This window comes from Ruthenibacterium lactatiformans (assembly GCF_000949455.1).
In the GTDB taxonomy this organism is placed as follows: domain Bacteria; phylum Bacillota; class Clostridia; order Oscillospirales; family Ruminococcaceae; genus Ruthenibacterium; species Ruthenibacterium lactatiformans.
On the sequence record NZ_JXXK01000014.1, the window covers coordinates 32,965 to 46,477 of the forward strand.

A 13,513-nucleotide genomic window follows, 5' to 3' on the forward strand; every position below is an offset into this window, starting at 1 on the left:
ATTATGCCGCTGGTTCTTCCTGCTTATCCACATAAGCCTGCATGGCCACAGCCAGACCGCTGAGGGTGCTGGTAAGGGCGCCTGCGAACATGGACAGCATGCCTTCACGGTCGGGCAGCTTGGCGATGGCGCTGACGGCGTCAACATCCATGACCTGGCCTTCCATGTAGCCGGCCTTCAGGGCGAAGCCCTTCTTGGAGCCTTCCGCAAACTTGTTCAGAATACGGGCGGCAGCAATGGGATCCTCTTTCGAGATCGCGAGGGCGGTGGAACCCGTCAGGGCGTCCGTCATCCCGGCGAGGTCGGAGTCCTTAATGGCCAGGCGCAGCATGGTGTTTTTCACAACGGCATACTCAACGCCTGCCGCGCGCAGTTCGGCGCGCAGTTTGGTGTCGTCCGCAACGCTGATACCCTTATATTCGACGACAACGCCGGCAACAGAATTCATCAGCTTTTCACGCAGGGCGGCAACATAAGCCTGTTTCTCGCTCAAAATTTTCTCACTTGGCAAATCATTTCACCTCGTTTCAATTGTGTGTAAGCACATAAAAAAGCCTCTTTCCCTTGCGAGAAAGAGGCAAAAAAATACAATTAAATGTTTTTTCGCGTTTCTCGGCAGGCGGGCGAAACCCTTTATGCAAAAGCACCTGCTGTCTTTAAAACAGCTTTGTTATTTTAACACAGAGTTTTGCGCGCGTCAAGGGGCAAATTCACTCTGTGCTTCTCCCGGCGTTCCCGTCGATTTCCCGCAGCTTGCGCAGCGAAACCCGAAAAGCCGGAAACGCTGCGGTTTTATTCGCATAAAACCGTTCCGCGCTTTTCCGCGTAGATGCGCCGGAAGATACGCGCCGGCCGTGTTGCCAAAGCCGCGCGTTCGCGCGCATTTTGCTGCCGATGTTGAAAATCAGCAGGAGCGCGCTTTTTCAGTTTGCAGCTCAGCCGCCGAATTTTGCGCTGTTCAGCTTGATGCCGGGGCCCATCGTGGACGCCACGGTAGCGCTCTTGATATACTGGCCTTTCGCCGCGGCGGGCTTCGCCTTGACGATGGCTTCCATCACAACGGACAGGTTCTGGCCCAGCTTCTCGGCGCCGAAAGACGCCTTGCCGATGGGCACATGGATGATGTTGGCTTTGTCCAAGCGGTACTCGATCTTACCGGCCTTCGCCTCGGTAACGGCGCGGCCCACATCGGGCGTGACCGTACCGGCCTTGGGGTTCGGCATCAGGCCGCGGGGGCCGAGCACCTTACCCAGACGGCCTACCAGGCCCATCATGTCGGGCGTGGTGACCAGCACGTCAAAATCAATAAAGCCTTCGTTCTGGATTTTTGCGACCAGATCGGCGTCGCCGACCATCATCGCACCCGCCTCTTCAGCGGCCTTGGCGGCGTCGCCCTTGGCGATGGCGATAACGCGCACGTCCTTGCCGGTGCCGTTGGGCAGCACGACGGCGCCGCGCACCTGCTGGTCCGCGTGACGGCTGTCAACGCCCAGGCGCACATGCAGCTCGACCGTTTCGTCGAACTTCGCCTTGGCGGTCTGGCAGCACAGCGCCAGGGCCTCTTCGGTGTCGTACAGTTTTGTACGGTCGACAAGCTTTTTGCTGTCGACATAATGTTTACCGTGATTCATAATATCCTCCTGTGGTAATACGGAATGATCCTCCCACTAATGGTAAGGTTGTTATGCGGACAGTTAGTCGGTGACCGTAACGCCCATGCTGCGGCAGGTGCCGGCGATCATGCTGATGGCCGTCTCCAGGTTCGCCGCGTTCAGGTCGGGCATTTTGGTGCTGGCGATCTCCTCCAGCTGCTTCTTCGTGATGGACGCGACCTTCGTCTTGTTGGGCACGCCGGAACCGCTCTCGATACCGACAGCCTTCTTGATAAGGACAGCCGCCGGGGGCGTCTTGGTGATGAAGCTGAAGGAACGGTCCGCATAGACCGTAATGACGACAGGAATCAGGTAACCGATATCCTTCTGCGTGCGCTCGTTGAATTCCTTCGTGAACGCCATGATGTTCACGCCGTGCTGGCCAAGCGCAGGGCCAACAGGGGGAGCCGGGGTAGCTTTGCCGGCCGGAATCTGGAGTTTGATATACCCCGTTACTTTCTGAGCCATTTTGTGCACCTCCAAAAATTGTGGTAAGTTGCGGGCTTTGGCCGGATTGCCAAGGCCCTCCCACGAACGCGCGATACCCTTCGCGCGCTCTATAAGAAACAGCGCCTTGCAGCGCGTGCTCTTACCGGAAAAACGTTTCAGGGCTTACAGGGGTTTCACCTGTGTAAAGTCCAGCTCCGCCGGCGTTTCGCGGCCGAACATGGAAACCTTTACGTTTACCTTTTTCGCGTCGGTATCGATGCCCTCCACGATACCGATGAAGCCTTCCAGCGGGCCGTTCATGATCTGAACGTTGTCGCCCACGGCGTAATCGAGGCTCACTTCGCGTACGTCCACGCCCAGCTTATCCACTTCCTCGTCGGTGAGGGGGATGGGCTTGGACGACGGGCCGACAAAGCCCGTGACGCCGCGCGTATTGCGCACGATATACCAGCTGTCGTCCGTCATCACCATTTTGACGAGCACATAACCCGGGAAGAGCTTGCGCTCCACCTCGCGCTCCTTGCCGTCCTTGATGTCGGGCACCAGCTCCACGGGGACCTTTACCTCATGGATAAGCTCCTGCAGGCGCCGGTTCTCCACGATGGTTTCAAGGTTTTGCGCAACCTTGTTTTCGTAGCCGGAGTAGGTGTGCACCACATACCAGCGCGCCTCGGTGTCTCTATCCTCTGCCATTTGTCAAAACCCCGCTTTCTGCTTTAAAAGTGCGGACGGTCACACGCCCTTCAGCAACTGGTTCAGCCCGAAGCCGAACACAGCGTCCAGGACCATGATGAGTACCGCGGCCACGACCACCACGACAGCCACCACGACGGTGTTGTTGATGATCTGCTTTTTCGAGGGCCATACGACCTTCTTCATCTCGCTCACGGTATCGCGGAAAAACTTGCCGATGCGTCCGAAGAAGCGCTTCACGCCAGCGAAAAAGCCTTTGGACTTTTTCTCGGTTTTGTCAGCCATGTTGCATGTCCGCCTTTCTTACTTCGTCTCGCGGTGAACGGTATGCTTTTTGCAGAAGCGGCAATACTTCTTCATCTCGAGCCTGTCGGGACTGTTCTTCTTGTTCTTCTTGGTGTTGTAGTTGCGCTGTTTGCACTCCGTGCAGGCAAGGGTGATCTTCACTCTCATTTTTCGGCACCTCCATCAAATAGCCTCCCTCTTGCCGCAGGCGGCGCATCGAAAAATGCGCACAAAAAAATAGACCTGCAAAAGAGGTACAACCATCATAGCACAGCACACAGTCCCGCGTCAAGGGATTTTTTCGCCTGCGGGGCCGTTTTCCGGGCTTTTTCCGCCGCGCGTCAAAATTTGCCGCGCCGTCTTTTAAAATCAACCATTGTATGGTATTATAAAGGCTACGATTGCAGCATACAAGTGATACCATGCGGGCAGCACGGCAAAACAGCCGTGCTGCCGCGCAGCGGTCCGTCCCGAAAGCCTTTCTCCGGGCGGTCTGAAAGCAGGGCGTTTTGTGCACGCGGGTTTTCAGGCGCCTGCCCCAGGGCTTTATTCCACGGCGGCCCGAGGAAAGGTGTGGAGTGTTTTGAAGAAATTGAAAGTCGCCGTACTGTTCGGCGGCGCGTCCAGCGAGCACGAGGTATCGCGCATGAGCGCGACCAGCGTGCTGAACAATCTGGACACGGAAAAATACGATGTGCTGCCCGTGGGCATCACGAAAGACGGGCGCTGGTATTTGTACTCCGGCCCTGTGGAGGACCTTTGCAGCGGCGCCTGGGAGCGCCACTCCGGCAATGTGCCCGCAGCCATCTGCCCGGGCAGCGGGCTGGCGGGGCTTGTGGCGTTTGAAAACGGCGTCTGCCGCAGCCTGCCCGTGGACGTGGTGTTTCCCGTTCTGCACGGCAAAAACGGCGAGGACGGCACGATACAGGGCCTGCTGGAGCTGGCCGGCCTGCCCTATGTGGGCTGCGGCGTGCTGGGCAGCGCGGTGTGCATGGATAAGATCATTGCCAACCGTGTGATGGATGCAACGGGCATTCCCCGCTGTGAATGGGACTGCATGGAGCGCTGGCAGCGGCCGGAGCTGGCGGCCATTGCCCGGCGCGCGGCGGAAAAACTGGGCTGGCCCATTTTCGTCAAGCCCGCCAACGCGGGCTCCAGCGTGGGCATCTCCAAGGCGCGGGACATGGCGGAGCTGGAGGCGGCCGTGGACCTCGCCCTGCAGCACGATTCCCGCGTGGTGTTCGAGCGGTTCGTACAGGGGCAGGAAGTAGAATGCGCGGTGCGCGGCAACGACGAAGTCTCCGGCACCCATCCCGGCGAAATTTTGGCCAGCGCCGAATTTTACACCTACGATGACAAATACATCTCCGGCACCAGCCGGGTGGCCATCCCGGCGCAGCTTGCGCCGGAAAAGCTGGACGAGGTGCGGGACCTGGCCGTGCGCGCCTACCGGGCGCTGTGCTGCAAAGGTTTGGCCCGCGTGGACTTTTTTGTGGAGCACGGCACACAGCGCGTGCTGCTCAACGAGATCAACACCTTGCCGGGCTTTACCAGCATCAGCATGTATCCCAAGCTGATGCTGGCGGCGGGCGAGACGTATCCCGGCCTGCTGGACAGCCTGATCACGCTGGCGCTGGAAAGGGCGGGCGGCGTCCATGACTGAGCGAAACGCGCCGGGGCGCGGCGCTCCCATCGGCGTGTTCGATTCCGGCCTGGGCGGGCTGACGGCCGTGCGCGAGCTGCGGCGCATCCTGCCCGGCGAGGACATCGTCTATTTCGGCGATACGGGCCGGGTGCCCTACGGCACCCGCGGCGTAGATGTCATTGTACGGTACGCAAAGCAGGACATCGCATTCCTTCTGGAACAAAACGTGAAATATGTGATGGCCGCCTGCGGCACCGTGAGCAGCACGCTGTCCGAGGCTTACACACGCACGCTGCCCGTGCCTTATACGGGCGTGGTGCAGAGCGCGGCGGCCGCCGCCGTACGCGCCACCAGAACAGGGCTCATCGGTGTCATCGGTACGCCCGCCACCGTTAAGAGCGGCAGCTACAACGCGGCCATCGCCGCGCTGATGCCCGGCGCGCGCATCGTAGCCACCGCATGCCCGCTGTTCGTGCCGCTGGTGGAAAACGGGTATTTCGGCGCAGACAACGCCGTGACGCGCCTTGTGGCACGGGATTACCTGAAGGACATAAGGGCCGCGGGCGTGGATACGCTGATCCTGGGCTGCACGCACTACCCGCTCATCGCGCCCATCATCGCGGATCTGATGGGCCCCGAAGTGGCGCTCATCGACCCCGGGCGGGAAACCGCGCTGGCCGCACGGGACGCGCTGGCCTCCGCCGGGCTGCTGCGGGAGGGCCGCGCGGGCACGGCACGCTATTATGTAAGCGACACCACCGAGAGCTTCGCCCAGCTTTCGGACTGGTTTTTGGGCGAATACGCGGGCGGGCCCGTGACGCGCATCAGCGTGGACGGTTATCCCGTGGAGCAAGGCGCCTCAACGTAAAAAGGAAAAGGATGACCCTGTATGAAGGAAGATTATCTCATCACCATCCACGGCACCATGGAGCAGGACGGCGAAAGCGACAGCGTGAAGCTGATGACGCGGGGCAGCTTTGTCAAGCGCAACGGCAGCTTCTTCATCAGCTACAAAGAAACCGAGGCCACAGGCTATGCAGGCTGTGTGACCACCGTAAAGGTGGAGGATTCACACAAGGTGAGCATGCTGCGCTTCGGCCCGGCGCCCAGCCAGCTCGTCATAGAAAAGGGCCGGCGGCATGTGTGCCATTACGAGACGGGCCATGGTTCGCTGAGCCTGGGCGTGGCCGCGGACGAGATCCACAGCCGCCTTTCCGACGAGGGCGGCACCGTCCGCTTCAGCTATCTGCTGGACATGGAAACCGCCGCCGTGAGCCGCAACATTGTAAAGATCACCGTCAAGCCCGCCAACTGACGGGGCGCGCCGGTATAACAGGAATTCAAAGGGACAGGAGTTTTGAAAAAATGCAGGATTTTAAACATTTCGACCCGAAACAGGCCGCTATGGATGAGGCCCGCGGGCTGCTGGAGGCCGCTGCCCGCGCCGCTATGGCGGACGGCAGCCTGCCGGAAAAGGAGCTGCCCGCCTTTGTGGTGGAGGTGCCAAACGACGTGAAGAACGGAGACCTGGCTTCCAACTTCGCCATGGCGGGCGCGCGCGTATTCGGTATGCCCCCGCGTAAAATCGCCGAGGCCGTGGCCGCTGCGATGCCCGCTTTGGAGGAAACGCATTTCAGCCGCGTGGAGATCGCGGGCCCCGGCTTCATCAACCTGTTCCTTGCCCCGGGCTGGTTTGCCGACGTAGTTTTAGCCGCCAACGCAGCCGGCGCGGACTACGGCCGCACAAGCTACGGCAAAGGTGAAAAGGTGAATGTGGAGTTCGTTTCGGCCAATCCTACGGGTCCGATGCATCTGGGCAACGCCCGCGGCGGCGCTTTGGGCGACTGCCTCGCCGCCGCCATGGACTGGGCGGGCTATGACGTCACACGGGAGTTTCTCATCAACGACGCGGGCAACCAGATCCTCAAGTTCGGCAAGAGCCTTGCCGTCCGCTACCTTCAGATCTTCAGGGGCGAGGACGCCGTACCTTTCCCCGAGGACTGCTATCAGGGTGCGGATATCCGTGTGCTGGCACAGAAATTTGCAGACGTGCACGGGAACGTCTATATGGAAAAGCCTTTTGAGGAACTGCAGAAGGATATCGCGGCTTTTGCGCTGCCGTTGAACGTGCAGGGGCTTAAGGACGACATGGCCAAATACCGCGTGAATTACGACGTCTGGTTCAGCGAGACCACGCTGCACGAATCCGGCGCCATCCGGGAAATGCTGGACAAATTGGCCGAACGCGGCGCCACCTACGAAAAAGACGGCGCCATCTGGTACCGTTCCATGCAGTACGCCGAGAAATACGGCGGCAACAAGGTGACGCGCAAGGGCCTGGACGGCGAAGTGACGGACGAGGATAAGGACGAAGTCCTGGTGCGCGCCAACGGCGTGCCCACCTATTTTGCGGCGGATATCGCTTACCACTACAACAAATTCGCGGTGCGCGGCTTCTCCCGCGCCATCGACGTATGGGGCGCAGACCATCACGGCCACGTGGCCCGAATGAAAGGCGCCATGGACGCCATCGGCCTAGACGGCGAAAAGCTGGACATCGTGCTGATGCAGTTCGTGCGTTTGATGCAGGACGGCCAGCCGGTGCGCATGAGCAAGCGCACCGGAAAAGCCATCGGGCTGGCGGAGCTTCTGGACGAGGTCCCCATCGACTCCGCCCGCTTCCAGTTCAACCTGCGGGAGCCGGGCAGCGTAATGGACTTTGATATGGACCTGGCCGTGGCGCAGGACAGCGAAAATCCGGTGTATTATGTGCAGTACGCCCATGCCCGCATCTGCAGCATCCTGAAAAAGCTGGCCGAAGACGGCATCGTGTTCGAGGGCGCGGACAAGGCGGATCTGACGCTGCTGACAGAGCCCGCGGAAAAGGAACTGATCCGCCATATCGCAGACTTTCCCGGCGAAATCATTTCCGCGGCCAAAAGCTATGACCCGGCGCGCATCACGCGCTACGTCACCGAGCTGGCCAACCGCTACCACAAATTCTACAATTCCTGCCGCGTAAAGGACGCCGAGCACTGCGTTTGCCAGGCGCGCATTGCACTGTGCACCGCTACGAAAAACGTCATCTCCAACGCGCTTACCCTGCTGAAGATCACCGTGCCCGAAAGCATGTGACACAAAAACGCCGGGCCGGTTTGAAAACCGCGCCCGGCGTTTTTCGTTTTCATGCAAAAAACACGGCCCGAGGGCCGGGAAGGAGGCGGCTATGGCTGCCGCTGTGCTGACGCTGCTTTCCCTCATCTATCTGGGCGGGCTGGCCGCGCTGCTCTGCGTGGCGTATTCCCGCCATCATTTCAACCGCTATACGGCGGTAAAGGCCGCCGTAAGCTGCGGGTTCCTTGTCATAGCCGCCACGGCGTACCTGCTGGGCGGACACACGGCAGATGCGTATTTCCGGGGGCTTCTGCCCTGCTTTGTGCTGTGCCTGGCCGGAGACGTGCTGCTGGGGCTGGCCAATAACCACGCGGGCTTTTTCGGCCGCTGGTTCCTGCTGGGAGTGGGCGCTTTCACACTGGCCCACGCAGGGTTCTGCGTGCTGTTCACGCTGGCCATGCCGGGCGGACCGCGCTTCACACTGTGGGACGCCGCCGCTCCGCTGGCCGCGTTGGCCGTGACGGCTGCCTGCGCGCGGCACAAACGCTTCAAGCTGCGGCGCATGCACATGGAGCTGCCCGCTCTGGCGTACTCGCTCTGCGTAGGGCTGATGTGCGCCCGCGGCACAGCGTTCGGCTTTGCCTGCGGCGGACGGCGCGGCGCGCTGGCTGCCGTGGGGGCCGCGCTGTTCCTCATTTCGGACGCGGTGCTGCTGTTCGTTTATTTTTATGTCAGGCCGCGCAAAGCGCTGCGTGCGGTGAATCTGGCTGCCTATTATCTGGGCATGCTGTGCCTGGCGCTCTCGGTATGAGTGCTGCGGAAAATCATCAAAGGAGCTTTTACAATGCCGAACCGACCCATCTGCGCGGAGGACGCGCTGCTCTCCGAAACACCGATGCCGCCCGAACAGATCCTGCGCTATCTTGACCGCATCGGCCTGCGTGACGCCGTCCCTCCTCCTCCCACGCTGGAAACGCTGCGCCGCCTGCAGTCCGCACATCTGCTGCATGTGCCCTATGAAAACCTGGACCTCCTGCGCGGCGCGATCACCTCTCTGGAACACGGAGCATTGTTTGAAAAAATCGTGGAAAAGCGCCGCGGCGGCCTCTGCTTCGAGCTGAACGGCCTGTTCTGCTGGCTGCTGTGTTCGCTGGGATACCAGGTCACCAGCTATGCGGGCCGTTTCATCTATCCTTCGGAGGCCGGCATCCAGATGCGCCGCCACCGTGTGCTCGTCGTAACGCTGGAGGGGAAGAGGTATCTCACCGAAACAGGCATGAACAGCGAAGGCCCCCGCGCGCCGCTTGTGCTGGCCGAGAGCGAAGCGCAATGGGACGGCGTGACGGAATACCGCTTTTCCCGCGACGCCTTTTGGGGCTGGGTCCTGTGGAAACGGTCGCCGGGCGGAGCCTGGCGCCGGCTGTATGGCTTTACCGAGGAACCGCAGCTCGACATCGACTTTATTATGCCCAGCCTTTTTTGCGACGTGCATCCGATGTCGCCTTTCAACAAAACGGTGCGGGCCTCTATTTTTTTACCGGATGCTCATTTGTCACTGCGCGACAGCAAGCTGACATGGTATCGTAAGGGCGCAGTGGCCCGTTCCCGCTCCGTTGCGCCAGGCGCAGAAACCGCGCAGGTGCTGTGGGACGTTTTTGGGCTGCGCGCGCCGGAGGACGCGGCGCTTTGACCCTTCCGGGCCAAAAAAGAAGCAGACGGCACAGAGCCGTCTGCTTCTTTTTCTTTTCTTCTGTTTATAGCTTCAGTCCGGCATAGCTCTCCCGCAGCGTCTCGCAGGAAGCGCTGAACCGTGCCTGCTCCTCCTCGGAGAGGTTCAGCTCCAGCACACGCTGGATGCCGCTGCGGTTCACAATGCAGGGTACGCCCACAAATACGTCTTTCTGGCCGTATTCGCCCCGCAGCATGGCGGATACCGTCAGTACGCTGCTTTCGTTGCCGAACACCGCCCGCGTGATGCGTGTAAGCGCCATGCCGATGCCGTAATAGGTGGCGCGCTTGGCTTCGATGATCTTGTAGGCGGCCGTGCGCACTTCTTCAGCGATCTTATCCAGTTCCTCGCTGCAATAGCGCCCGCCGGACTGGCGGCACAGCTCCAGCACAGGCTTTGTGGCCAGCATGGCCTGGCTCCAGGGAACAAATTCCGAATCGCCGTGTTCACCCATCACATAGGCGTGCATGTTGCGCGGGTCCACATGAAAATAATCGCCCAACAGATAGCGCAGACGCGCGGTGTCCAGCGCCGTTCCTGTGCCCAGCACGCGCCTTGGATTGAAGCCCGACAGCGCGCAGGTAATGCGTGTCATGATGTCCACCGGGTTTGTAGCTACAAGGAACAGCCCGTTGAAGCCGCTCTCCGTCACCGGGTCAATGATGCTTTTGAAGACGGCGGCATTGCGCTGCAAAAGGTCCAGCCGCGTTTCGCCGGGCTTTTGCGCCACACCTGCGCAGATGCACACAATGTCCGCATCGCCGCAATCGTCGTAGCTCCCCGCAAAGATCTTCATATTACTGCCGGAAAAGGCCAGCCCGTGGTTCATATCCATGGCCTCCCCCTCTGCGCGCTTTTTGTCCACGTCGATGAGCACCAGCTCGTCGCATACGTTCTGGTTCAGCATAGCGTAGGCATAGCTCATGCCCACCATGCCGCAGCCTACCAGAGCAACCTTGCGTTTGTCTGTCTTCATTTCGCTCTCCCCTTTTCCATGTTCTGTATTAGTATGCGGCGGACCGCGCCCGCTTACTCCGCCAACGCCTGCAGCTGCACGGCCTTTTGCCGCAGCGGGGCCGCATCCGCCGCCAAAAACAGCTCCCTTGCATGCAGCGCCTCCACGCCGGCGGCAAAGCTGTGTGCCAGCGACGCGGCTTTTGCGGCATCCACCGGTCTCGCACGGCCCAGGAACATTCGTGCGTTGCCGCCGTATACCTGCTCCAGCGCCTCGGATGAAAGGCCCAATCCGCGCATGGGCGTGGGTGCGATGCGGAACAGATATCTGCCGTCCGGCAGCAGCGTATAGGGTTCATTCTCCGGCGTTTCCAGAAACGTGCGGATCACGTCCACCCGCGCGGCGCTCTCGCTGCTGTCCAGCGGCCGGGGCGGCTGCGCGATGGAGGCACGGGAGCCGATATCGCTGCCATAGAGGATGCGCGTGCCGAATTCTTCAAAAAATGCCCGTGCAGCAGGAATATCTCCGGCAAGGTTCGTGTACAGCTCGATACCGGGCGTCAGGTCTACCCGCACCTCCGGGTAACGCCGCAGCAGCGCCGAAAGCCGCGGCAGCTGCGCCGAAAAGAAAAACAGGTGCGCCAGCTGGAGCCTCAGGCCCGGGTGGCATGCCAGCACCGCAAACACCTGACGGTACTGCTCCTCATTGTTGATGGTTTCCGGGCCGTAGAACCAGCCCTCGCTTTTCGCATAGGGATTGATGCGGGAGGCGTCCCAAAACTCCTCCGGGTCGTTCACATGCCACAGAATGGGCACGCGCTGTTCCTCTGCCCAGCGCCAGAACGGTTCCCATGCCGGAGTATCGAAATCCGGAATGGGAAAATTGCGCCGGATATCAGGTTTGCCCTCCAGCAGCTTGATGCCGTCGCAGCCTGCGGCCAGCAGCGCCCCGGCCTGCGCGACCAGATCTTCGCCCAGCGCCGCCGCATCTCCCTCGTGGAGAAACCAGGCGCTGCGTTCCAACCCTCCCATCACATAGACAGTTCCCTCCGGATGCACTGCTTTGTAATAAAGCGCATCCGGCACGGTGGAGCATACGCCCATCTGCGGAATACACGCCAGCGTACAGGCCCCGACGCCGTGGCGCTCCCGCACCGCATCAAAGGCCGGACCATGGGTATCAGAATAGTGCATATGCGCATCGAACAGCTGCAATGGTATCCCTCCCGGTAAGTCAAATATCTCCGCCGCGAAGCGGCCCCAACAAAACCGCGCCTGCTGCGGTTTTGCATGGTTTAATGTTCTCAAGCCCATGCGCGAAAGCGCATCAGCGCATGAAATGCGCGCAGCCGCGTAAGCGACGGGCTTGAGGTTATTATACCACACTTCCCGCTCTGCTGCACCGCCTGCACCAAAAGCACAGGCGCCGGCCCCGGCTGAAAAACCGCGCGCCGGTTCCAGAACGGTCTTGACTTTCCCAGAATTTATGCTATATTAGTGTTTAGTAATACTAGGTATAAAACCAGGACGGAGGGGAGCGGATGGAATCGCGCTTTGAACGACAGTTGAAAAAGGGCGCGCTGGAGATGCTGGTACTGGGGCTGGTGTGTGCGGGACCTACTTACGGCTACGAGCTGCTGGGCAGCATGGCCCGGCGCAGCAACGGGCTTTTTGCGCTGAAGGAAGGCACGTTGTATCCCATTTTGTACCGGCTGGAAGACGATGGGCTTATCGAAGCGCAATGGCGTACCAGCGGGGGCCGCACCGCACCGAAAAAATACTACACGGCCACGCCGGAGGGTCATGCGGCTTATGCCGTACAACGCAAAGCATGGCGCGCCTTCGCGGACTGCGTGGACGGATTTGACAGGGAGGAGCAGTTATGACGGAACAGGAGAAAAAGATCAAGCGCTATGTCAATGCCATCGAGCGGGAGCTGCGCCTGCCTCTGAAAGCAAAAGCGCGCATCAACGGGGACATCGGCACCGATATCCACGCCCGGCTGGAAAAAGGACAAAGCATCGATGAGATCATCGCGGAGATGGGCACGCCGCAGGAGGTTGCCGCGGGCTTTAACGAGGAAATGCAGGATCAGCTTCTTCCCAAAGGCAGCCCCTGGCGCTGGGTGTTCCTCATTGCGGCGATACTGGCGGGCGGAGCAGCACTGCTTTCCATTCTTCCCTTTCTGCTTTTTTATTTTCAAAGCTCCGGCATGGGCGTTATCGGCGGTGCAGACGGGCCGACGGCCATTTTTATAACAGGCGCTGCAAATTTTCTCGCCCCGATGCTCACACCGCTGTGGCTCGCCGTTCCCTTCATTCTGGGATGCTGCGCCGCCTGCGTGCTGCTGCGCTGGGGGCAAAACGGGCCGCGTGCAAAGCATACGCTTGCTTTGATGTTTTCCGCCGCCGCTTTGCTGTGCTGGCTCCTGTTGGGCATATTGTCATTGTGGCAGGTTTCCTCCGCGGCGGGCGCCGCTGTATTGTCCTGGAAAACGCTGCTGTTCCAGCTGTTCAACCTGATGCTGCTTCCGAGTTTCTGGCTTCCCGTGGTAACGCTGTGCATTGCAGCGCGCCGCCGGAAAACCGCGTCCCCGAGGCAATAACGTCAAACGAAGATACGGAAAACCCGTCCCCGGCCGGGGACGGGTTTCTATATTTTTCGGCTCTGCGCCGTCCGCAAGCCTATTTGCGTCTGTCCTGAAAGGAATCGCTCCCCACAATGAGGCAGCAATAAACAACGAACGTAACGGCCAGTGCGCCAATCAGCAAAAACCATCCCATCCGCGAGCCTCCCTTTTGTATTTACTTCATTGTTATCACTTTATTATAGCACTCGTGTATGACAAAAAACTGTATATCCCACCGTTCCTGCGGAACGGGTTCCGTGGACACGGCTGCACGCTGAAGTGTCTTTCCAGTGCAAAATATCGTTGAAAAACAAAAACGGCATCCCAACCGGGATACCGTTCCTGTGGTGCGCTGCAAGGGA

Annotated in this window: 16 protein-coding genes and 1 other annotated feature; of the genes, 8 read left to right on the forward strand and 8 right to left on the reverse strand. The window is 60.1% G+C overall.

What is annotated here, in order from left to right; translation table 11 throughout:
* Position 1 precedes the first annotated feature (1 nt).
* The 6 genes from rplJ to rpmG form a co-directional block, all read right to left on the reverse strand.
* Positions 2–511 (reverse strand): 50S ribosomal protein L10, encoded by a 510-nt coding sequence (gene rplJ, locus TQ39_RS10675; RefSeq protein ID WP_050005511.1) that lies wholly within the window; start codon positions 509–511, stop codon positions 2–4.
* Positions 512–538: 27 nt separating this feature from the next.
* Positions 539–678 (reverse strand) — a sequence feature (ribosomal protein L10 leader region).
* A gap of 257 nt (positions 679–935) precedes the next feature.
* On the reverse strand, positions 936–1,631 hold the full coding sequence (gene rplA / locus TQ39_RS10680) for a 50S ribosomal protein L1 (RefSeq protein WP_009323847.1): 696 nt from the start codon (positions 1,629–1,631) through the stop codon (positions 936–938).
* Between the two features lie 63 nt (positions 1,632–1,694).
* Positions 1,695–2,120, reverse strand: a complete 426-nt coding sequence (gene rplK / locus TQ39_RS10685; RefSeq protein WP_009323846.1) for a 50S ribosomal protein L11 — start codon at positions 2,118–2,120, stop codon at positions 1,695–1,697.
* A 144-nt stretch (positions 2,121–2,264) separates the two neighbouring features.
* Positions 2,265–2,795: a transcription termination/antitermination protein NusG gene (gene nusG / locus TQ39_RS10690; protein ID WP_009323845.1), complete on the reverse strand. Its 531-nt coding sequence runs from the start codon at positions 2,793–2,795 to the stop codon at positions 2,265–2,267.
* A 39-nt stretch (positions 2,796–2,834) separates the two neighbouring features.
* Positions 2,835–3,080, reverse strand: coding sequence for a preprotein translocase subunit SecE (gene secE / locus TQ39_RS10695; RefSeq protein WP_009323844.1), 246 nt, complete (start codon positions 3,078–3,080; stop codon positions 2,835–2,837).
* Positions 3,081–3,098: 18 nt separating this feature from the next.
* Positions 3,099–3,248 (reverse strand): 50S ribosomal protein L33, encoded by a 150-nt coding sequence (gene rpmG, locus TQ39_RS10700; protein ID WP_009323843.1) that lies wholly within the window; start codon positions 3,246–3,248, stop codon positions 3,099–3,101.
* A gap of 415 nt (positions 3,249–3,663) precedes the next feature.
* Here rpmG and TQ39_RS10705 point away from each other — a divergent pair, with 415 nt between their 5' ends.
* The 6 genes from TQ39_RS10705 (at position 3,664) to TQ39_RS10730 (ending at position 9,529) form a co-directional block, all read left to right on the forward strand.
* Positions 3,664–4,743 (forward strand): D-alanine--D-alanine ligase family protein, encoded by a 1,080-nt coding sequence (locus TQ39_RS10705; protein WP_050005512.1) that lies wholly within the window; start codon positions 3,664–3,666, stop codon positions 4,741–4,743.
* Complete coding sequence (gene murI / locus TQ39_RS10710) at positions 4,736–5,593, forward strand: glutamate racemase (protein ID WP_050005513.1); 858 nt, start codon at positions 4,736–4,738, stop codon at positions 5,591–5,593. Before TQ39_RS10705 ends, murI begins: the two co-directional genes overlap by 8 nt.
* Positions 5,594–5,614: 21 nt before the next feature.
* Positions 5,615–6,040 carry a YwiB family protein gene (locus tag TQ39_RS10715; RefSeq protein WP_050005514.1) on the forward strand — a complete coding sequence of 142 codons (426 nt, stop codon included), beginning with the start codon at positions 5,615–5,617 and terminating at the stop codon, positions 6,038–6,040.
* A 50-nt stretch (positions 6,041–6,090) separates the two neighbouring features.
* Positions 6,091–7,860, forward strand: coding sequence for an arginine--tRNA ligase (gene argS / locus TQ39_RS10720; RefSeq protein WP_050005515.1), 1,770 nt, complete (start codon positions 6,091–6,093; stop codon positions 7,858–7,860).
* Positions 7,861–7,951: 91 nt separating this feature from the next.
* Positions 7,952–8,650, forward strand: coding sequence for a lysoplasmalogenase family protein (locus TQ39_RS10725; protein WP_009323838.1), 699 nt, complete (start codon positions 7,952–7,954; stop codon positions 8,648–8,650).
* A 33-nt stretch (positions 8,651–8,683) separates the two neighbouring features.
* Complete coding sequence (locus TQ39_RS10730; protein ID WP_082052207.1) at positions 8,684–9,529, forward strand: arylamine N-acetyltransferase family protein; 846 nt, start codon at positions 8,684–8,686, stop codon at positions 9,527–9,529.
* Positions 9,530–9,593: 64 nt separating this feature from the next.
* Here TQ39_RS10730 and TQ39_RS10735 read toward each other — a convergent pair whose 3' ends face one another.
* Both TQ39_RS10735 and TQ39_RS10740 read right to left on the reverse strand, forming a co-directional pair.
* On the reverse strand, positions 9,594–10,544 hold the full coding sequence (locus tag TQ39_RS10735) for an L-lactate dehydrogenase (RefSeq protein WP_009323836.1): 951 nt from the start codon (positions 10,542–10,544) through the stop codon (positions 9,594–9,596).
* Between the two features lie 53 nt (positions 10,545–10,597).
* Positions 10,598–11,737, reverse strand: a complete 1,140-nt coding sequence (locus tag TQ39_RS10740) for an amidohydrolase family protein (protein WP_009323835.1) — start codon at positions 11,735–11,737, stop codon at positions 10,598–10,600.
* 326 nt (positions 11,738–12,063) lie between these two features.
* Between TQ39_RS10740 and TQ39_RS10745 the strand changes: the two genes are divergently transcribed.
* Entirely contained in the window at positions 12,064–12,408 is a 345-nt protein-coding gene (locus TQ39_RS10745; protein ID WP_009323834.1) for a PadR family transcriptional regulator, read from the forward strand.
* Entirely contained in the window at positions 12,405–13,127 is a 723-nt protein-coding gene (locus TQ39_RS10750) for an HAAS signaling domain-containing protein (protein ID WP_050005516.1), read from the forward strand. The genes TQ39_RS10745 and TQ39_RS10750 overlap by 4 nt, the downstream gene beginning before the upstream one ends.
* Positions 13,128–13,513 lie beyond the last annotated feature (386 nt).